At 45.8% G+C, this 21,273-nt stretch carries 18 protein-coding genes; 10 read left to right on the forward strand and 8 right to left on the reverse strand.

Annotated elements, in window-relative coordinates; all coding sequences use genetic code 11:
• Positions 1–14 precede the first annotated feature (14 nt).
• A complete protein-coding gene (locus tag AB4133_RS14100; protein ID WP_004736650.1) occupies positions 15–275 on the reverse strand; it encodes a DUF2282 domain-containing protein in 261 nt (86 codons plus the stop codon).
• Between the two features lie 264 nt (positions 276–539).
• Here AB4133_RS14100 and uvrD point away from each other — a divergent pair, with 264 nt between their 5' ends.
• Positions 540–2,714, forward strand: coding sequence for a DNA helicase II (uvrD, locus tag AB4133_RS14105; protein ID WP_017061325.1), 2,175 nt, complete (start codon positions 540–542; stop codon positions 2,712–2,714).
• Positions 2,715–2,886: 172 nt separating this feature from the next.
• Here the strand turns inward: uvrD and tpx are convergent, their stop codons facing one another.
• From tpx to rarD, 5 genes are all read right to left on the reverse strand, one after another.
• Positions 2,887–3,384, reverse strand: a complete 498-nt coding sequence (tpx, locus tag AB4133_RS14110) for a thiol peroxidase (protein ID WP_004736648.1) — start codon at positions 3,382–3,384, stop codon at positions 2,887–2,889.
• 784 nt (positions 3,385–4,168) lie between these two features.
• The gene (ggt, locus tag AB4133_RS14115; RefSeq protein WP_017062985.1) at positions 4,169–5,926 is read right to left on the reverse strand and encodes a gamma-glutamyltransferase; all 1,758 of its coding nucleotides are present in this window, start codon (positions 5,924–5,926) and stop codon (positions 4,169–4,171) included.
• Positions 5,927–6,017: 91 nt separating this feature from the next.
• Positions 6,018–6,680, reverse strand: coding sequence for a LysE family translocator (locus AB4133_RS14120; protein ID WP_017061328.1), 663 nt, complete (start codon positions 6,678–6,680; stop codon positions 6,018–6,020).
• 98 nt (positions 6,681–6,778) lie between these two features.
• Positions 6,779–7,573 (reverse strand): AraC family transcriptional regulator, encoded by a 795-nt coding sequence (locus AB4133_RS14125; protein ID WP_137002269.1) that lies wholly within the window; start codon positions 7,571–7,573, stop codon positions 6,779–6,781.
• An 86-nt stretch (positions 7,574–7,659) separates the two neighbouring features.
• The gene (gene rarD, locus AB4133_RS14130; protein WP_017061330.1) at positions 7,660–8,568 is read right to left on the reverse strand and encodes an EamA family transporter RarD; all 909 of its coding nucleotides are present in this window, start codon (positions 8,566–8,568) and stop codon (positions 7,660–7,662) included.
• Between the two features lie 179 nt (positions 8,569–8,747).
• Between rarD and recQ the strand changes: the two genes are divergently transcribed.
• The 3 genes from recQ (at position 8,748) to AB4133_RS14145 (ending at position 11,863) form a co-directional block, all read left to right on the forward strand.
• Entirely contained in the window at positions 8,748–10,586 is a 1,839-nt protein-coding gene (gene recQ / locus AB4133_RS14135; protein WP_017065746.1) for an ATP-dependent DNA helicase RecQ, read from the forward strand.
• Positions 10,587–10,635: 49 nt separating this feature from the next.
• Positions 10,636–10,947 (forward strand): DUF3630 family protein, encoded by a 312-nt coding sequence (locus AB4133_RS14140; RefSeq protein WP_017061332.1) that lies wholly within the window; start codon positions 10,636–10,638, stop codon positions 10,945–10,947.
• Between the two features lie 244 nt (positions 10,948–11,191).
• Positions 11,192–11,863, forward strand: coding sequence for a 7-cyano-7-deazaguanine/7-aminomethyl-7-deazaguanine transporter (locus AB4133_RS14145; protein ID WP_017061333.1), 672 nt, complete (start codon positions 11,192–11,194; stop codon positions 11,861–11,863).
• 101 nt (positions 11,864–11,964) lie between these two features.
• On the opposite strand, the gene gppA is transcribed toward AB4133_RS14145, so the two are convergent.
• A complete protein-coding gene (gene gppA, locus AB4133_RS14150; protein ID WP_017062980.1) occupies positions 11,965–13,458 on the reverse strand; it encodes a guanosine-5'-triphosphate,3'-diphosphate diphosphatase in 1,494 nt (497 codons plus the stop codon).
• Positions 13,459–13,464: 6 nt separating this feature from the next.
• The gene (gene rhlB / locus AB4133_RS14155) at positions 13,465–14,775 is read right to left on the reverse strand and encodes an ATP-dependent RNA helicase RhlB (protein ID WP_048610414.1); all 1,311 of its coding nucleotides are present in this window, start codon (positions 14,773–14,775) and stop codon (positions 13,465–13,467) included.
• 111 nt (positions 14,776–14,886) lie between these two features.
• On the opposite strand from rhlB, the gene trxA reads away from it, so the two are divergent.
• From trxA to fre, 6 genes are all read left to right on the forward strand, one after another.
• Positions 14,887–15,213, forward strand: coding sequence for a thioredoxin TrxA (trxA, locus tag AB4133_RS14160; RefSeq protein ID WP_010440700.1), 327 nt, complete (start codon positions 14,887–14,889; stop codon positions 15,211–15,213).
• A 200-nt stretch (positions 15,214–15,413) separates the two neighbouring features.
• Complete coding sequence (gene rho / locus AB4133_RS14165; RefSeq protein WP_017062978.1) at positions 15,414–16,673, forward strand: transcription termination factor Rho; 1,260 nt, start codon at positions 15,414–15,416, stop codon at positions 16,671–16,673.
• A 110-nt stretch (positions 16,674–16,783) separates the two neighbouring features.
• The gene (locus tag AB4133_RS14170; protein ID WP_017059249.1) at positions 16,784–17,779 is read left to right on the forward strand and encodes a hypothetical protein; all 996 of its coding nucleotides are present in this window, start codon (positions 16,784–16,786) and stop codon (positions 17,777–17,779) included.
• A gap of 98 nt (positions 17,780–17,877) precedes the next feature.
• The gene (gene ubiD, locus AB4133_RS14175; protein ID WP_017059250.1) at positions 17,878–19,719 is read left to right on the forward strand and encodes a 4-hydroxy-3-polyprenylbenzoate decarboxylase; all 1,842 of its coding nucleotides are present in this window, start codon (positions 17,878–17,880) and stop codon (positions 19,717–19,719) included.
• On the forward strand, positions 19,716–19,985 hold the full coding sequence (locus tag AB4133_RS14180) for a 2Fe-2S iron-sulfur cluster-binding protein (RefSeq protein WP_008224727.1): 270 nt from the start codon (positions 19,716–19,718) through the stop codon (positions 19,983–19,985). Before ubiD ends, AB4133_RS14180 begins: the two co-directional genes overlap by 4 nt.
• 20 nt (positions 19,986–20,005) lie before the next feature.
• Positions 20,006–20,719 (forward strand): NAD(P)H-flavin reductase, encoded by a 714-nt coding sequence (fre, locus tag AB4133_RS14185; RefSeq protein WP_017059251.1) that lies wholly within the window; start codon positions 20,006–20,008, stop codon positions 20,717–20,719.
• Positions 20,720–21,273: the final 554 nt, after the last annotated feature.

A 21,273-nucleotide genomic window follows, 5' to 3' on the forward strand; every position in this document is an offset into this window, starting at 1 on the left:
ACTAAGCAGCTCAATTATGATGATTGAGTGTTACCACCTGATAATTTGCCACATAGCCCTTTAGGTACGACTACGAACGCATCGGATTGGTTGTCTTCTTTTGCTGTACCCGCACATGAGCTTGTTTTGGTTGCACAATCATTTTGGCCAGCTTTTGCCACGCCGTAGCATTTTTCTTTTGCTGCTGCTTCCGCAGGTGCTGATGTAAGAACTGCACCGCCGAACGCTAGTACACTTGTGATTGCAGCTGTAACAGCAAGATTAGAATTTTTCATAGTCATTCCCTCTAGGACTTAATAGTATTTTCATATCGCAGGTTAATGGATTGTTAACTTGCTTACTAAAAAGGATTGGAACAACCGGGAAATAATTTCACGGCATTATAAAAAATATCAACATTAATGATGTTTCACCTCTTAAGTTATTGAATTAATGATGTTAATTTTTGATTGTTTTTTCTTCTTATTATCCTAAACGCAGCCTAGTGTTTAGGTTATAATCAACTTTTATGTATAAATACCCAGTAGTGAGCATATCCAATGATAGATCCTTCGCTTTTACTCGATGGCCTAAACGATAAACAACGTGAGGCGGTCGCGGCACCTTTAGAAAACCTACTTATTCTGGCAGGTGCAGGCAGTGGTAAAACGCGAGTGTTGGTGCATCGTATTGCTTGGCTGCAAAGCGTAGAGCAAGCATCGCCGTTCTCTATTATGTCGGTTACCTTCACCAACAAAGCGGCAGCAGAGATGCGTGGTCGTATTGAAGAGTTGATGATGGGTAGTTCGTCAGGCATGTGGAACGGCACCTTCCACGGTATTTGTCACCGCATCCTTCGTGCTCACTACCTAGATGCAAAACTGCCAGAAGATTTCCAGATCATTGATTCTGATGATCAGATTCGTTTGCTACGCCGCTTAATCAAGGCGCAAAACCTTGATGAAAAGCAGTGGCCTGCCAAGCAAGCTTCTTGGTGGATTAATGGTAAGAAAGACGAGGGATTACGCCCAAGTCACATTGACGCCTACCATGATCCAATAACTCAAACGTGGTTAAAGATCTATTCTGCTTACCAAGAAGCATGTGACCGTGCTGGCTTGGTCGACTTTGCGGAAATCTTGCTGAGATCGCATGAGCTATTACGCGATAAGAAACACATCCGAGAGCACTACCAAGCACGCTTTAAGCATATCCTTGTCGACGAATTCCAAGATACCAACAACATTCAATACGCTTGGCTTCGGATGATGGCTGGCCCAGATTGTCGCGTGATGATCGTAGGTGATGATGACCAATCTATCTATGGTTGGCGTGGTGCGAAGATCGAAAATATTCAGAAGTTCTTGGATGAATTCCCAGGAGCTTCGACGGTTCGACTTGAACAAAACTACCGTTCAACTAAAACCATTCTGCAGGCGTCGAACGAGCTTATCTCGAACAACACCGAACGTATGGGTAAAGAGCTGTGGACCGATGGTAACGATGGCGAGCCAATCTCTGTGTACTCAGCTTATAACGAGCTAGATGAAGCACGTTTCACGGTCAGCAAAATCAAAGAGTGGCAAGAGAAAGGCGGTGCGTTAGAAGATACCGCGATGCTTTATCGTAATAACGCCCAATCTCGTGTTCTTGAAGAAGCTTTGATCCAAGGTGGTCTACCTTACCGAATCTACGGCGGCATGCGATTCTTCGAGCGTCAAGAAATCAGAGACGCCTTGAGCTACATGCGCCTCATGAGCAACCGCAGTAATGATGCCGCGTTTGAACGTGTGGTTAATACGCCAACGCGTGGCTTGGGTGATAAAACGTTAGAAACGATTCGTCTTGCTGCTCGTGATCGTGGTGCAACCATGTGGGAAGCCAGTGTTGCTTTGATAGAAGAGCAAGTGCTACCCGGTCGTGCTGCGGGCGCATTAAGTCGTTTTATCGAGCTGATTAATGCGCTTGAAGATGACACGTTGGAACTTAGCCTGCATGAACAAACCGACCACGTGATTAAATCGTCGGGTCTGTTTGCTATGTACGAGCAAGAGAAGGGTGAGAAGTCGAAGGCACGTATCGAGAACTTGGAAGAATTGGTAACGGCAACGCGCCAGTTTGAAAAGCCGGAAGAAGCGGATGAGATGAGCATGCTGACGGCGTTCTTAACTCACGCAGCTTTGGAAGCGGGTGAAGGTCAGGCCGATGAGTTTGACGATGCGGTTCAGTTAATGACTTTGCACAGTGCTAAAGGCCTAGAGTTTCCAATGGTGTTCATGGTGGGTGTCGAAGAAGGCATGTTCCCAAGCCAGATGTCGGCCGAAGAAGCGGGGCGTTTAGAAGAAGAGCGTCGCCTGTGTTACGTAGGCATGACCCGTGCGATGGAGAAGCTTTATATCACTTACGCAGAGATGCGTCGATTGTACGGGCAAGACAAGTACCACAAACCGTCACGCTTTATTCGTGAGCTACCAGAGACCTGTCTGGATGAAGTGCGTATGAAAGCGCAAGTCAGCCGCCCTGCAAGCAGTGGTCGCTTTAGCCAAACCGCTGTGAAAGAGAACTTCAATGAAACAGGCTTTAGCTTGGGCTCTCGCGTGAAGCACCCTAAGTTTGGTGAAGGCACCATCATCAACTTCGAAGGAAGTGGCCCACAAAGCCGAGTTCAAGTGGCGTTTAATGGTGAAGGGATTAAGTGGTTAGTGACGGCTTACGCGCGTTTAGAACAGCTTTAATCTGCTACTTTAATATCTAAAAAGCAGTTTGGTCTTTAAAAACCGTTCAGCATTCAAAAGTAATCCGCATTAAAAACAGAAAGAGCAGCCAATGGCTGCTCTTTTTTATTGCTCGAAACCAGTCTAAATAGGCAGGTTCCGAGCTTAAGGCATTCCTGCCTAGAAAGGAGACTTACAGTGCTGCAAGTGCCGCTTCGTAGTTTGGTTCTTCAGTGATCTCTGCAACCAACTCGCTGTGTGTTACCACACCCTTTTCATCAACAACGACAACTGCACGTGTTGTTAGGCTTGCTAGTGGGCCTTCAGCGATCGCTACGCCGTAGTCTGATGCGAATGCAGGAGAACGGAAAGTTGAAGCGTGTTGAACGCCTTCAATGCCTTCTAGTTCACAGAAGCGGCCCGCAGCAAACGGTAGGTCAGCAGAAATACAAACAACAACCGTGTTCTCAAGCTCTGCCGCTTTTGCGTTGAACGTACGTACGCTCGTTGCACAAGTTGCTGTGTCGATACTTGGGAAGATGTTTAGAACCACTTTCTTGCCTTCAAGAGAAGCAAGAGTCAGTTCAGAAAGGTCGCCTGCAGTTAGTGCAAAGCTTGGTGCTTGTTCGCCAGTTTGTGGGAATGTGCCTGTTAGTGGTACAGCAGCGCCTTTGAAGGTAACGTGTGACATGAATTTGTCCTTAGTTTAATTATGGTTATGAAACTAGTTGAGCCTAGTAAGACTTACGTTACTCGGAAGTGGTTAAGAAGTGAATGCTTTAAATGTCAGAATTGTAATTAAAGGTCTTTGATTTATTTGTTTGAGATAGGAATAAGTGAAACGACAGATAAAGAAAAACCCCGAGAGCTTGCGCTCATCGGGGTCTATAGTCTTACTCGCAGCAATCCGGCTACTAAGTGTGCTCCATGCATCAAATCCATGATAGTGTGCTGTTATCCTTCAGCGTATTCCTTTCGTCGCCTTCCTAGCGGTGTCCTTGATCTTATCCTGATCTGCCAACAATCCTCGTTAGCGCGCGTCACTTGTTCCTTGAGCGGTGTCCTTTACATCATCCTGATGTTCAGTCCTTTCCTCGTCCAGAGGTGTCCATTGTCTTTCCTTAGTAGCAACCATCCTAGTTACTATTGCGTCCATTCAATGTCCATTTCGCTATCCATGCCGATTATTCATCCTGAGTAATCGAATCTTCATCCTGAAGATAACCAAGTCCTTGGCGTTTCCTGTTCCGTGTCAGCATCCTTCAGACACCATTCATATTACCGATTCCTTATTTATCAGCAATGGTGCATAAGCGAATTTCTATATAATTATTTGAATGATAAATGTACGTATTGTTTAATTTCAATCGGTTACGGTTTGTGGGTGACTAATTTCGTCATCAAATATCGATATTTACTCACTGCCTTGTGAGAGATCTCGCACAAGGCTGCGAGTAAAAAGGGAGGATTATTCCCTATTGGCCAATAGCTGCACCTTCACGGCGAGGGTCTGCAGCACCTTCTAGACCATCTTTTGTGATGCGAATAGCGTGTAAACCCGAGTTAAGATCGCGAACGTTGACCTCAAATCCCATCTTTTCTAGCTCAGGTTTGAAGTTTTCCGCTGATGTTCCTTTTTCCAAATCTAAGGTACCGAAGCGATTTAGGAAGTGTGGTTGGTTGATCGCTTGTTGGATATCCATGTCCCATTGGGTGTGAGCAATGATCGCTTGTGCCACATAACCGATGATACGGCTGCCTCCCGGAGAGCCAATTGCCATGTAAGGTTTATCGTCTTGCATGATGATGGTCGGTGCCATTGAAGAACGTGGGCGCTTACCCGGTTCAAGTCGGTTCGCGATAGGTTTGCCATCGTTATGAGTCTTGAATGAGAAGTCGGTTAGTTCGTTATTGAGTAGGAAACCTCTAACCATCAAACGTGAGCCAAAGGCATTCTCAATAGTGGTAGTCATCGATACGACATTGCCATCACTATCGACAATGTTGAAGTGGCTGGTGGACGGCAACTCAATAGAAACATCTTGGCTTCTCTGCATCGCATGATCCCACGGTGGGGTGCCTGAAGGTGCGCTGTCTAATGCCTTACCTGCGGTAATTAACTGAGCACGCTCCTGCAAATAGTCAGTATTCACTAACCCTTGGGTTGGCATAGGCACATAATCTTGGTCTGCCATGTACATACCACGGTCTGCAAAGGCTAAGCGAGAAGCGTCTGCTAACACTTGCCAAGATTTTGCGTCGTTTGGCCCCCATGATTTGAGGTCAAACTGCTCAGTCATTGCAAGGATTTGTCCAACCGTTAACGCACCTGAACTTGGTGGCCCCATTCCGCAAATATCGTAGCTTTCATAAGCAGAACAAACCGGTTCGCGCTGCTTGATCGAATAGGCGTCGAAATCTTTCTGTGCCAATACGCCCGGGTTACCTTTCGCTGTTTGTACTGTGTTAATGATGTCGGCAGAAATCTCACCTTGGTAGAAAGCTTTAGCACCATCCTTCGAGATAGCGTGTAACGTTGCCGCGTATTCAGGGTTCTTAAGTTGCGTGCCAGCGGCTTTCGGGCTGCCATCGGCATTGAAGAAGTAGGCTTTAGTTGTCGCAAAGCGGCTCAGACGTTCTTGGTCGTTTTCGATCAAGGTGGCTAAACGTGGGCTGATAGTAAAACCTTCTTCAGCTAACTGAGCGATAGGTTTAATCAGTGATGCCCATTCGAGCTTGCCGTATTTCTGGTGAGTGTCCCACAGCAATTGCACCGTGCCCGGCGTGGCAACAGAACGACCGCCAACCACGGCATCATAGAATTTAAGCGGTTGTCCGTTTTCGTCTTGGAATAGACGTGGGGTGGCATCAAGTGGCGCAGTTTCACGGCCATCGTAGGTCTTGAGCTGTTTGTCTTTGCCATCAAAATAGACAAGGAACGCGCCGCCACCAATACCTGATGACTGAGGTTCCACTAAGCCAAGCATAAGCTGCACGGCAACCATGGCGTCAATTGCGTTACCACCACGGGCAAGTACATCAGCACCGGCTTGTGTTGCAAGAGGGTTGGCTGCGGTGACCATCCAATCGTTGGCTTTAACGAGTTGTTTGGTTTCTAAACCACTACTTTGTTCGGGTGCGACGGAATCGGCAGCTTGATTTGCCCAACTGACGTGAGAGGCAAAAAGTAGGGTAGAAGTGGCGAGGGTTGTTAGTTTTGTTTTCCACTGCATGATCTTCTCCTTTTAATATGCAGAGCTAGATTGGCAGCGGAAAGATTAGATAGCCAGTGCGTTGTTAACGAATTGTAATCTTGATTCGAATTTAAGCGATTAAACCGGACAGCGACTGCCAAAGAATACTCGCGCCAATCAGGCTGAATACCACGCCACATAAGCCATCGATGTATACCGTTGCTTCGCTAAGTTTCTTCTGTAGAGCCTTAGTCGAAAGCATCCACGCCAGTAGTGAAAACCAAAACAGAGACAGACCAAACAAGATAATAAGCGCAAAGCCTTTACCTGATAGAGACATGTCGGCAGGCACTAAGCTCGACATCAAGCTAATAAAGAACACCAAAGCTTTTGGGTTGAGAATATTGGTCGCAAACCCTTTCGAAAATGCCTGACGCTTGTTGGTCAGAATCAGATCTTTGGCATTGACGGTATCGTCGTCATCGTCGTGGTTCTGAATGATTTGCCAGGTTGCTTTAAGTGCACCGTAGCCTAAGTACAGCAAGTAGCTACCGCCAGCCAACTGGATAATGGCAAATAGGGTTGGTTGCTGGTGGACTAGGTAACTGATTCCCGTCAGGCTGAGCAACGAATGCAGTAAGATCCCGCAAGATAAACCAAGCGCAATGTACAAGCCTGTTTGTCTGCCGTGGCGTGTCGCATTTTGCACGACTAACGCAAAGTCAGGGCCGGGGCTCATCAAAGCGATGAAATGGATAGAGGCGAGGGTGATCAGTATGGTGACTTCGTTCATGTCAGTTCTCAATAACGTTGCCGCTATTATTAAATAAGTAATCGTATTGAGCGTAGCTTACCGCGATTTGAAATCGAGCAATTGTAAATTATCAACACTTAGTTGATTTGTGAGGGTGGTACGCCGAATGTGGTTTTGAATGCCTTGGAGAAGTGTGCTTGATCATAGAAGCCTACTTGGTGCGCGACTTTAGTACCACAGATCCCAGATTTAATCAGGCGCATGCTCTGTTCCATACGTAAACGGCTCAGCCACGCGTAAGGGGTGATGCCCATTCTGTTCTTAAAGTGGCGTTGGAATTGAGTTGTGGTTAAGCCGCACAGCTCAGACAGTTGTTCTAATCGCACTGGCTGGTCCAAATTCGCCATCAAATAGTCTTTGAGTGTATTAATCGATTGATTACCCAGTTTGATGTCACTCTTCGATCCAAATTTTGCATAACGATCGACAATCGTTGAGAACCCCTCGAATGGTAAGCAATCTTGAGCGAGTTGGCTGATGTTTGGATTGATAAGCAGCCCATGGAGGTTACGCAATTGTAAAAAAGTCGCTTGATCGGAGAGGATCAACTCAGAAAAGCCCAATGTGTGACCATTTTGCTTGGGATCGGCAAGATCTTGAAACCATTCGGGAGAAACTGCAAACACACTGACTTGATAACCTGAATCGAGTTTGGAGTGCCCATCATGCAGCTCATCAGGTGGCATGATAACAACTTGGCCTGCACCGACATGGTGGCTCGTCCCTTTGTAGGCGAACTTTTGCTGCCCTTGGGTAATTAAGCCGATGTGAAAGTCCAAATGATAGTGGCGTTGAAAGGCAAACTCTTGGTATTGAGCTTGGATCAGGCTGATATCTTCTGTTGGGGTAGAGTAGTAGTGGACTTTATCCATGGTACAAAAAAGCTTGGTCAAATAGTCATCAATTCAACCAAGCTTATCTGCGTATTAAGGGATTGTCTTGTAAAAAACGATCAATATCACTGTTTCGCGCGTTTGTTCTTCTTGTTGTTACGCAGGCCATCAAAGCTGAAAATAACCAGTGCCCCCCATATGAAAGCAAAGGTGATTGCTTTATCTGAGGTAAAGGCTTCACCGTAAATCAGAACCGCCAGTAAGAACATCAAGCTTGGACCTATGTACTGGAAAAAACCGAGTGTCGATAGCTTCAAGCGAGTTGCAGCGCCAGTAAAACACAGCAATGGAACCGTGGTGATCACACCGGCAGCAACCAGTAACAGGTTGAGTTGCATCGGGTTCATCGATAAGTTTGAGGTCGGGCTATCGGCAATAAACAGTAAGTAGGTTGCGGCGAGAGGCAGCATCACCAGAGTTTCAATGAACAAACCCGTTTGCGCTTCTAAGCTGACTTTCTTACGCAGCAAGCCATAAAAACCAAAGCTAAAGGCTAGGGCAATGGCGACGATAGGCACTGAGCCGAAGGCAATTAATTGGATTAATACGCCAATCGCAGCAAGAGCCACAGCAAACCATTGCAGCTTACGTAAGCGTTCGCCGAGGAAGAGCATCCCAAGTAACACGTTAATCAGAGGGTTGATGTAATACCCCAAACTGGCATCGAGCATGTGATTGGAATTCACCGCCCAGATAAAGATCAGCCAGTTAGCACCCACCAAAATAGACGTCGCTACCAAATAGAGCATTTTTGGTTTTGAGGTCAAGGTGTCGCGGACTTTACGCCAGCTGCGGCCAATGTGCAGTAAGAAAGCGAGTAGGAAAAAAGACCATACTACACGGTGGCTGAGGATCTCTAACGGGGAAACGTCACTTAAAGATTTGAAATATATAGGGGCGATACCCCACATTGTGTAAGCGCCGACGGCAAGCAAAACTCCTTGGCGCGTACGTTGTTGTTCTTCCTGTGTCATGCATCTTTCTCTAGCACTGAGTGCTTATTAATAAGATTTATAAGAGAGTTGGTCAGTATAGGAGCGATAACCCTTTTCACCTAACAATTTGCGGTTTAATTCGCCAGCGTTCCCCTCTACAATGTGCGACTTGCTTGCCGAAGATGCTTGCTGATTTCATACCTCGATTAGGAACCACAATGACCGCCACTCTGATTGCTGAGCAAATACCAACTCCCGCGAATGATGCGCAAACCATCTTGCAAGATGTGTTCGGCTATCAAAGCTTTCGCGATGGTCAGCAAGAGGTCATTGATTTGGCCGTTGAAGGCAAAGACAGCTTGGTGATTATGCCAACCGGTGGTGGTAAATCTCTGTGTTACCAAATTCCGGCTTTGGTTCGTGAAGGGCTGACTCTGGTTATCTCACCGCTGATCTCGTTGATGAAAGACCAAGTCGACCAATTGAAGGCCAATGGTGTTGCCGCTGAGTGTATTAACTCTTCAATGCCACGTGACCAATTGCTGAATGTGTTCAATCGTATGAACTCAGGTCAGCTGAAAATGGTGTATGTGTCACCAGAGCGTGTGTTGATGCGTGATTTTATCGAGCGTCTTCAAGGTTTACCGCTTTCGATGATTGCAGTCGATGAAGCGCACTGTATCTCTCAATGGGGTCACGACTTCCGCCCTGAATACGCATCATTAGGTCAGCTTAAACAGTATTTCCCGCATGTGCCTTACATGGCGCTCACAGCAACCGCTGATGATGCGACGCGCAAAGATATTATCTCGCGCTTACAGCTCCTGGACCCGCATACTTACTTAGGCAGCTTTGATCGCCCTAATATTCGCTACAACTTGGTTGAGAAGCACAAACCCGTGTCACAGGTGGTTCGCTACCTAGAAACACAAAAGGGCAATTGCGGCATCATCTACTGTGGTAGTCGTAAGAAAGTGGAGATGGTGACCGAGAAGCTGTGCAATAACGGCATTCGCGCTGCGGGTTATCATGCAGGCATGGACACCGATGAGCGTGCTTACGTTCAAGAAGCCTTCCAACGCGATGATATTCAGATCGTGGTCGCGACTGTGGCTTTCGGTATGGGCATCAACAAACCCAACGTACGTTTCGTGGTGCACTTTGATATCCCACGTAATATCGAGTCTTACTATCAAGAGACAGGCCGTGCAGGTCGTGATGGTTTGCCTGCTGAAGCGATGATGTTGTTTGACCCGGCTGATATGGGTTGGCTGCGTCGTATGCTAGATGAGAAAGAAGAAGGCCCACAGAAACAAGTTGAGATGCACAAGCTGAATGCGATGAGTGCCTTTGCTGAAGCGCAAACGTGTCGTCGTCAGGTTCTGCTTAACTATTTTGGCGAATATCGCGAGAAGCAATGTGGCAACTGCGATATCTGCTTAGATCCACCAAAACACTTTGACGCGACCCAAGAAGCACAGAAGGCGTTGTCTTGTGTGTACCGTGTGAATCAGTCATTTGGTATGGGCTACGTGGTCGAAGTAATGCGAGGCATGCAGAACATCCGTGTCCGCGATAATGGTCACGATAAGCTATCTACCTACGGTATTGGCCGCGATCACAGTCATGATTACTGGATCAGTATCTTCCGTCAGCTGATTCATAAAGGCTTGCTGTTCCAGAACATCACTCGTAACTCAACTTTACAGCTAACAGAAGAAGCCCGCCCGCTGCTGCGCGGTGAGATGTCTTTGGAATTGGCTGTTCCTCGTTTAGATACAGCGGTGCGTAATGCTAAGTCCGATAAGTTAAGCAGCAAGAATTACGATAAGAAGCTGTTTGCGAAACTGCGTAAGCTGCGTAAGTCGATTGCTGATGAAGATGGCTTGCCACCATATGTGGTATTCAGTGACGCGACCTTGATTGATATGGCTGAAATACTACCTACTTCATACGGAGAAATGCTGGCAGTCAACGGTGTCGGTCAACGTAAACTCGATAAGTACGCAGACCCATTCCTAGATCTGATTCAAGAACACATCACCACACACGGCTAGTTTGCGAGAAACGTCTAACTAATAGAAAAAGAATAAGGTTGATAGGGACATGACAACACAAACAGAATTTGGCTTAAGAGAGTATTTAGCTGAGGAAGGGCGTTTATTGATTACGTCTCCAAGTTTTGATTTTGATTCTTATGAAGTGTTAGGTGAAAAGCTGGTGGCATTGCTGTCAGCGTCTGTTGTTGAAAAACAATGGGACGCCGATATGCACTCTTGGTTGATTGATTTTGAAGATTGTCGAATGTTCTTAAAGTCTGAGCATTACAGTGAATCAATTTGGTTTGAGTCGTTAAACGCGGAAGAAAGCCGAGAAGAGTTTGATTATCTCGCGACGCTTTTCAAGCGCGGTTTTTAACTTTAGGCATAGCTTCTAAAGCACAGCTTCTAGCGCTATTCACCAAAAAAAGTGAGGATAAACGTTTGCGTTTGTTCTCACCATTGCAGCCAATATTGATTAATGTATAATCGCCCGCCGCTCAATAGAGCAAATTATAGAAACATTTTTAATTCACATTATTGGTAAGAGCTTTCTTGGATTATTCGAAGAAATGACTCGATTTGGGTTCCCTCACCCCCAAACCAAACTAAAAAGGTACAGCATGAGTAACTTTACCCCTGCGCAACAGCGCAAAGCCCTAGCACTATTAGTTTTGTTCCATTTGGTGATTATTGCGTCAAGCAACTATCTGGTTCAGCTACCTTTTACCGTCTTCGGTATGCACACCACTTGGGGTGCTTTCACTTTCCCGTTTATCTTCCTAGCGACCGATCTGACCGTACGCATTTTTGGCGCGCAGCTTGCCCGTAAAATTATTTTCTTAGTGATGTTACCAGCGCTGGCCGTTTCTTATTTCTTGTCAGTGGTGTTCTTTGAAGGTTCATTCCAAGGCTTTAGCCAATTAGGTGAGTTCAACTTGTTTGTTGCTCGTATCGCCGCGGCGAGCTTCATGGCTTATTTACTGGGTCAGATCTTAGATGTGCATGTTTTCAACCGTCTGCGTCAGCTTAAACAGTGGTGGGTTGCCCCAACATGTTCAACGCTATTCGGTAATGCCATTGATACAATCGCTTTCTTTGCGATTGCTTTCTATCAAAGCCCAGATCCATTTATGGCCGAGCATTGGACTGAGATTGCTTTAGTCGATTACGGATTCAAACTTATCATCAGCCTAGGCTTGTTCGTGCCTATGTACGGCGTGCTTCTTAACTACATTGTTAGAAAGCTAACCGCAGTGAACCCTGACTTTAAAGCGACAGGCGTGAACGCTTAAGTTTGAGATTTGTAACACAAAGCATTAATGCAGCGATAAGAAAAAGCCCAAGTTAGTCTATTAACTTGGGCTTTTTTAATTTCTAGCGTCAGATACTAATATCAGAGGCATTTAATATTCAATGGCCAGCCAATATCGGTTTGTCTATTCGACTCGATCTCTAGCTCTGCAGCGGTCAGCGGATTGTCAGCTAACCATTGCTTAGAAAGCGTTAGGGTTAGATTGTTGTCATTCGTCGTCAGTTTGAACTCAGGCTCTAGCGCTGGGTTACGACGGTGGGTCAGCAAAATAGCTAAACGCAGAATACGTAAAATACGCTTGCTGCTGGTGCCTGAGATAGCGTGTTGCTCTGGTAATGAGGTTAACTGTTCACGGTAGCGACGAGTTAACTCACCCAAGTAGTGCTTTTGCGCTCGAGTAAAGCCAGGTAGGTCTAAGTTTTGCAGCAGATAAGCGCTGTGCTCACCGCCTTTTTTGAAATCGATGGTTAAACCAATCTCGTGAAGCTTAGCTGCCGTTTGCAATAGCACACCAGCTTGAGGTTCTGAAACCCACGCTTCGGCGCCCGCTTGGTCTAGCAGCGTTTGTGCGACTACTGCTACTTGTTCACCGTAGCTTACGTCCATTTGGTAGCGTGATTGAACACTCTTAATGGTACGCGCTCGGATATCTTCTTGGCGTAGCTCATCAACCATCTCGTAGGCTAGGCCTTCACGGAGTGCGCCGCCTGCGAGTGTCATTGAATCTATTTCAAGCAGCTCAAAAATAGCAATAAGAATAGAAAGGCCACTCGGGAACACTAATGCGCGTTCAAGGGTAAGTCCTTCGATTTCTAGCTCTTCCAAGCGCTCAGTAATCATCGCTTGTTTCTGTAGACGCTTAAGTTTGGCATGAGTAATCACTTCATCCATGCCTTGCGCCAACATGATCTCTTGCAGTGCTTGAACGGTACCGCTGGCGCCCACACACACATCCCATCCGATATCAGTGTAGCTATCTAGGATAGGAGCCAACGTCGACTTCGCCGCTTCAATGGCGTTGTTAAAGTTGGTAGCGGTTAATTGGCGGTTTTTAAAGTGGCGCTCAAGCCAAGTAACACAGCCCATCTTTAGGCTGGTTAGGGCTTTCGCTGAGAAGCCTTCACCAATGATCATCTCGGTGCTTGCGCCACCAATATCAACAACCAGTCGGCGGCCGCTGCCACCAGAAGTGTGTGCTACGCCTTTATAGATAGTCGCAGCTTCTTCTTCTCCGGAGATAACATTGATGTCGTAACCAAGGATCTGGTTCGCTTTCTCTAGAAATATATCCACATTGATAGCAGTACGTAGGGTCGCTGTACCGACAATGCGGATATTTTCTTTCGGAATATCTTGCAGTCGCTCTGCAAAGAGACTCAAACAGTCCCAACCGCGCTGCATGGCTTCTGTACTAAGCGCATTATTTTCATCTAAGCCTGCAGCTAAACGCACTTTGCGCTTAATTTTAGCCATGGTTTGTACGCTGCCATCGATATGACGCACAACGAGCATATGAAAACTGTTCGACCCGAGGTCGATTGCAGCGTAAAGCGGGGGTGACACTGTTTGACTCATAAGCGACTAAGCTTCCTTGTTATGACGCGGTTGGCGTGGGCGACGGTTCTGGTTTGGTTTACGGTTCCCGTTGCGTGGGCCATTGTTGTTTGAGCGGCGTTGTTGCGGGTTACGTGTACGTAAGCGCAATGGTGCTGGTAGATCTTCTAGCAGTGCAGAAGCATCGTAGTCAGACACAGGGATCGCGTGCTCAATGTATTCTTCGATTGGTGGCAAGTTGATTGCGTAATCTTCACAAGCAAAGCTGATCGAGTGACCACTTGCACCAGCACGACCTGTACGGCCGATACGGTGAACGTAATCTTCACAGTCATCAGGTAGGTCGAAGTTGAATACGTGTGTTACTTGAGGAATGTGTAGACCACGTGCTGCAACGTCGGTTGCGACAAGCAGGTCAACATCACCTTTAGTGAATTGCTCAAGAATCTTTTCACGTTTCTTCTGAGGAACATCGCCAGTTAGCAGGCCAACACGGTGACCATCTGCAGCTAGGTGACCCCAAACAGACTCACATTTGTGCTTAGTGTTAGCGAAGATGATAGCGCGCTCTGGCCACTCTTCTTCAACTAGAGTCTGCAGCAGTGCCATTTTGTGTTCGTTTGATGGGTAGAACAGCTCTTCCTGAATGCGGTGACCTGTTTTACGCTCTGGCTCAACAACAACATGCTCTGGGTTGTGCATGTGTTCGAACGCTAGCTCTTGTACGCGGTAAGACAGCGTCGCAGAGAACAGCATGTTCAGGCGATCTTTAGGTTCTGGCATACGGCGGAACAAGAAGCGGATGTCTTTGATGAAACCAAGATCGAACATGCGATCAGCTTCGTCAAGAACAACAGCTTGAATGTGGTTAAGGTTAAATACCTTTTGTTTGTAGAAATCGATGATGCGACCAGTCGTACCAATTAAGATATCTGCGCCTTCTTCGATCTTACCTAGTTGCTTGTCGTAGCTCTCGCCACCGTATGCTAATGCTGCTTTGATACCCGTGCTTTCAACCAGAGAGTCAGCATCGTTGTAGATCTGAATCGCGAGTTCACGCGTTGGTGCCATAATAATCGCACGTGGCTGATTAGGCTTGCGGCCTTCATGCTCAGGTGTTTTTAGCAGGTGGTTGAATGTAGCAGTAAGAAACGCTAGCGTTTTACCAGTACCCGTTTGGGCCTGGCCTGCGATGTCTTGGCCGGTGAGCAGTACCGGGAGCGCCAAGGCTTGGATAGGGGTACAATAATCGAACCCTTTTTTCTCCAATCCTTCAATGACTTGCGGAAGTAAATCCAAGTCGGCGAACTTTTGCTCTGTGATATGCGTCTTTTTCATTGCTATAGAATATCAGCTTAAGCTTGCAATACGAAAGTAAATACATTCCAATAGGGCATCTATTTACTGGTTATCATCCAACCAGTTCTAAAAAATACATTGGAGTGGAAGATGAGTGATAAGATTTTGCAGCTAACTGATGACGGTTTTGATAACGATGTAATCAATGCTGCAGGCCCTGTTCTTGTTGATTTTTGGGCAGAATGGTGTGGTCCATGTAAAATGATTGCGCCGATTCTTGATGAAATCGCAGACGAGTACGAAGGCAAGCTCACAATCGGTAAATTAAATATCGACCAAAATGCTGGTACTCCACCAAAGTTTGGTATTCGCGGTATTCCAACGCTACTTCTTTTCAAAGATGGCGGCGTAGCAGCGACTAAAGTTGGTGCATTATCTAAAACTCAACTTAAAGAGTTCTTAGACGCTAACCTTTAATCAGGTCAGCATTTGAAAAGAAACCGTGCAGTTAACAAATGCGCGGTTTTGTTTTTTCTAAGCTATGGACTAGTCTTAGTTTTAGTGCTAATTTATCGCACGTTAATTGAACGAATTTCTCTTCTTGGTCGATCCTGTGACCAAATCCTTCTTAACTTAAGAAAACAGATCCTATTTTGACTAAACAAACTTCCACCACTATGAATCTTACTGAACTGAAGAACAGACCTGTGTCTGAGCTTGTTAAACTTAGCGAAAGCTTAGGTCTTGAAAATCAAGCTCGCCTAAGAAAACAAGACATTATCTTCTCCATCCTTAAAGCGCATGCAAAAAGTGGTGAAGACATCTTTGGTGATGGTGTTCTAGAAATTCTTCAAGACGGTTTTGGTTTCCTACGTAGCGCCGACAGTTCATACCTGGCTGGCCCAGATGATATCTACGTATCACCAAGCCAAATTCGTCGTTTTAACCTACGTACAGGTGACTCTATTGGCGGTAAAATCCGTCCACCTAAAGACGGTGAGCGTTACTTTGCACTGCTTAAAGTAAACACGGTTAACTACGACAAGCCAGACAACGCACGTAACAAGATTCTTTTCGAAAACCTTACTCCTCTTCACGCTAACGAACGTATGGTGATGGAAGCGGGTAATGGTGCGACTGAAGATATTACGGCTCGTATTCTTGACCTTGCATCTCCAATTGGTAAAGGTCAGCGTGGTCTGATTGTTGCTCCGCCTAAAGCGGGTAAGACAATGCTTCTGCAAAACATTGCTCAAAGCATTGCACGTAACCATCCTGAGTGTGAACTAATGGTTCTACTTATCGATGAGCGTCCAGAAGAAGTAACAGAAATGCAGCGTCTAGTTAAAGGCGAAGTAGTTGCTTCAACATTCGATGAGCCAGCATCTCGCCACGTACAAGTTGCAGAAATGGTTATCGAGAAAGCGAAGCGCCTTGTTGAACACAAGAAAGATGTAGTTATCCTACTGGATTCTATTACTCGTCTAGCTCGTGCTTACAACACTGTGATTCCTTCATCAGGTAAAGTTCTTACTGGTGGTGTTGATGCGAATGCTCTACATCGTCCAAAGCGTTTCTTCGGTGCGGCACGTAACGTAGAAGAAGGCGGTAGCTTAACGATCATCGCAACAGCACTGGTTGATACTGGTTCTAAGATGGATGAAGTTATCTACGAAGAATTCAAAGGTACAGGTAACATGGAACTGCACCTTAACCGTAAGATTGCTGAAAAACGCGTATTCCCAGCGATTGATTTCAACCGCTCTGGTACTCGTCGTGAAGAGCTTCTTACCAAGAACGATGAACTACAGAAGATGTGGATCCTGCGTAAGATTGTTCACCCAATGGGCGAAATCGACGCAATGGAATTCCTTATCGACAAGCTAGCAATGACGAAAACGAACGATGAGTTCTTTGACGCAATGCGTCGTCAGTAATATTGATTAGCTGATCGTATTTAATAAGCGCTGCCCTCGGGTGGCGCTTTTTATTTGCATTTTGTAGCGCCAGCTTGCAGAATGAGCAAAAGTGTTACAAGGACGTTAAAATGCAACATGGACTGTTGTCATCATTACTCCTGTCTACTTCACTGTTATTTTCACCGGTTGGTATGAGCTATGCCACCGAGATGTCTCCACTTACAGTAGAGTCTTGGCTTGAGAATGATCAAGTAAAACTGAAAACTGCTGAACTACTAGAGCTTGTCGTACGTGACGAAGTCAATTCGCTACGCTTTGCGCTTGAGCGCCTGACATTTCCCCAGCAAGAGGTGGCTCGTTACCAACTCTTGAAGAAGCTTGAACAGCAAAAAATCGTACTCACACCCAAGATGTCTATCTTCATCGAGCAGCAACTTGCTATCACGCCCACTTATCAAGTCTTAGAACGTGGCGATGGCTATGAGTTTACGGTACCTGCCTTTAATTACCCTTCAATTGCTAATCGCCTTATTAAACAATGGCGTCAAGATCAGAAGACATTGGTATTTGTGCTAGATGCAGAGAAACAGGAACTCGACCTAAAAGAGTGGTTATCTGGATCTGAACATCAAGTTCAAACGCGAGAAGCGTTGCTCATTAGAGAGCTAGACAGTTTGTCTCCTGAAGCGGTTGATTACCTAACTAAGCAACTCACCGCATCTTCTATTGTTAGTTGGTTACCTTCTACTGAGGTGGTGGTTCGATTAGCGCAAGTGAGCGAAGACCCAGAGGTTTACAAAATTCTATGGCGAATGAAGGCCGATTATCATAGCCAAGCTGAGCTAGTTCGCCTTGCTGAAACCAAACAAACGTTCGCGCTTGAACAGGTGATGGCAGCGACTAAGAACCCGCGTTTGAAAGATGAAGCGATTACTTTGCTTACCAAAGTTAACCCGTTATCAGAAGAGGTGAAGCTGTTCCTTGTCTCTAGGATGGCGATTGCTGATGAAGCACCATTAGTTGCGCGTGAACTCGCCAAACAAGGTCATACGCGATGGTTGCAAGATCTCGTCAATGATAACCCTCAGGTGAAGAGTTCTTTGATCGAGCAAGCATTACCGTAAAGTGGATTTTGCCTCTCAATAACCACACTAAAAAGGGGGACCTCAGCGTCACCCTTTTTGATATACTGAGCGCAGAATAATCAGCATGTAGAAGTCCTATGAGTTTTAAAGATTTACGTGATTTTATCGACCATCTTGAAAGTATTGGTCAGTTGAAACGCATTTCTCACCCAGTCGATCCAGACTACGAAATGACCGAGATTAGCGACCGTACTCTACGTGCTGGTGGCCCGGCTCTTTTGTTTGAAAATCCAGTAGGCTATGACATGCCTGTTTTGACCAACCTATTTGGTACACCCAACCGTGTTGCTATTGGTATGGGGCGTCAGGAAGTCAAAGAACTGCGTGAAGTGGGCAAGTTGCTTGCTTACCTAAAAGAACCTGAGCCACCAAAAGGCTTTAAAGACGCTCTCGATAAACTGCCTGTATTTAAGCAAGTCTTAAACATGCCGGCTAAACGCCTTCGCAAAGCGGCTTGCCAACAAGTGGTATGGCAAGGCGATGACGTCGACCTAGATAAAATCCCTGTGATGAGCTGTTGGGCTGACGATGTCGCGCCATTGCTAACATGGGGTTTAACGGTTACTCGTGGTCCAAACAAGAAACGCCAAAACCTAGGCATCTATCGTCAACAGAAGATCGGCAAGAATAAAATCATCATGCGTTGGTTAGCCCACCGTGGTGGAGCATTGGATCTGCGTGATTGGATGGAAACTAACCCTGGGAAACCATTCCCAGTATCGGTAGCGTTTGGTGCTGATCCTGCCACCATTCTTGGTGCGGTTACGCCAGTGCCGGATAGTTTATCTGAGTACGCGTTTGCAGGCTTACTACGTGGTAGTAAAACTGAGGTCGTTAAATCAATCAGCAACGACTTAGAAGTTCCCGCAAGTGCAGAAATCGTGATGGAAGGTTACATCGACCCGAATGAATTCGCAGATGAAGGGCCTTACGGAGATCATACTGGTTACTACAACGAGAAAGAAAAGCACCATGTGTTTACTATTACTCATGTAACCATGCGCGAGAACCCTATCTATCACAGCACCTATACTGGCCGTCCACCTGATGAGCCAGCGGTATTGGGTGTTGCGCTAAATGAAGTGTTTGTGCCTATTCTTCAAAAGCAGTTCCCAGAGATTGAAGATTTCTATCTACCGCCTGAAGGTTGTTCGTACCGAATGGCAGTCGTGACCATGAAGAAGCAATACCCAGGTCACGCTAAGCGAGTGATGATGGGTGTATGGTCTTTCTTACGCCAATTCATGTACACCAAATTTGTATTGGTGTGTGATGAAGATGTGAATGCACGTGATTGGTCTCAAGTAACCGCAGCGATGTGCGAACATATGGATCCGTCACGCGATAGCCTGATGATAGAGAACACGCCGATCGATTCATTGGATTTTGCCTCACCCGTGGTTGGGTTAGGTTCTAAGATGGGTCTAGATATTACTAAGAAGTGGGACGCAGAGTTAGCGTTATCGCCAGATGTCCAAACAGCACCTGTAAATAGTGAACATATTGAGGGTAGCTTGGCTGAGTTAACCAAGGTTCATCCTGAAATTATTGATGTTCACTTGCAAAACGACAATGCCAGCATGGTTGTGGTGTCTATTGATAAGCAAGCTGCCGGTAATGGTAAGAAAATCATGGAAGCGGTTTGGTCTCAATTTGATGAGAACAAGTTTGTTATCGTGTGTGATGGCGATGTCAATGTGAGCGATTGGAATGACATCATTTGGGCTGTAACGACAAGAATGGATCCGGCGAGAGATACGTTATTCCTGCAGAACGAAACTGGACACTCAAAAATGGGTCTCGATGCGACCAATAAGTGGGAAGGTGAATGCCTGCGTGAGTGGGGTGTACCAATCACAAAAGATCCTGATGTTGTGAAAAAGATTGATAGCATCTGGGAACAGCTAGGAATTTCATGAGCTACCAAGTAGTCTTATACCCAGAAAACATCAGTTTCACAGTAGAAAAAGGGCAAACGGTCTTGGATGCTGCGCTCAACAGCGATATCTATTTCCCAAACCGTTGCCAAGTTGGCGCATGCGCAATGTGTATGTGCAAAAAATTAGAAGGGCAAGTGAGTTACCATCTTGAACCCATGCTCACAGAGAAAGAGCAGCAACAAGGCTGGATTTTTGCTTGCCAAGCATTTGCAGAAAGTAATTTAGTTCTAACCTTTGCCGATTAAGGGTTAGTAAGAGGAAGAACATGACTATTAAATGTAAAGTGAAGTCTATCGAGCCTTTGGCTTGTAATACTTACCAAATCCTACTTCACCCAGAAACACCGGTCGCTTTTAAAGCGGGCCAGTACCTGATGGTTGAAATGGGCGAGAAAGATAAGCGCCCATTCTCTATCGCAAGTAGCCCTTGCCGCCACGAAGGTGAGCTTGAGCTGCACATTGGTGCTGCCGAGCACAACGCTTACGCACTAGAAGTGGTTGAAGCGATGAAGAAGGCACAAGCTGAAGATGGCGATATTGCGATTGATGCTCCACACGGAGATGCTTGGATCAAAGAAGAAAGCGATCGCCCTCTATTACTTATTGCTGGTGGCACGGGTTTCAGCTACGTGCGCTCTATTCTTGATCACTGCATCGCGCAAAATAGCTCGAAAGAGATCTACCTATACTGGGGCGCAAAAGATGAGTGCCAGTTATATGCTAAAGAAGAGTTGGTTGGCATTGCAGAAAAGCATAGCAATGTGCACTTTGTACCGGTAGTAGAAGAAGCACCGGAAGTTTGGCATGGCCAAACAGGTAATGTGCTTGAGGCTGTTATGCAAAGTTTCGAATCATTAGCTGATTTCGATATCTATATTGCAGGTCGTTTTGAAATGGCGGGCGCTGCAAGAGACCTATTTACTCAGAATAAAGAAGCAAAGCGTGACCATATGTACGCAGATGCTTACGCATTTATCTAAGAATTCTTTTGGATTTTGAACGAAAAGAGAGCAGAAATGTTCTCTTTTTTCTGTTTAGGTGAACTATTAGGCAGTTAACCCCTATTTATTCATTTTTTATGAAAAAGTAGTTGCTAAGCTGAGTGGGTTCCCTATAATGCGACACCACTGAGACGGCAGACGCCACAAGGCTTCAGCAACAATCAGTCAGGCGGAAAGCGACAAAAAATTAATTTTCAAAAAGTGTTTGACACTGAATGTTAATTCGCTAGAATGGCCGTCCACTTAGAGAGGCTCCTTACTTAAAAGGAACGCTCAACAAGTGAAGCTCTTTAACAATTTAAACCTATCAATCTGTGTGGGCACTCGTTGATGAATATCAAAACGTTTTATCGTTAGATAAAACAGATTCTTCGGAATCAAAATTGATTTCAATGAACTGAGTGACCAATACGTTTAACTACTTGTAGTTATTCGGCACAGTCAATTCATTACCATTCTGTTGGAATGGTAATAGCTTTAGAATTACATGTTTCTGTTCTTTTTCGAAAGAGCGGTAAATATTAGTTTTGAAG

This window comes from Vibrio sp. 10N.286.52.F8, assembly GCF_041468745.1.
In the GTDB taxonomy this organism is placed as follows: domain Bacteria; phylum Pseudomonadota; class Gammaproteobacteria; order Enterobacterales; family Vibrionaceae; genus Vibrio; species Vibrio crassostreae_C.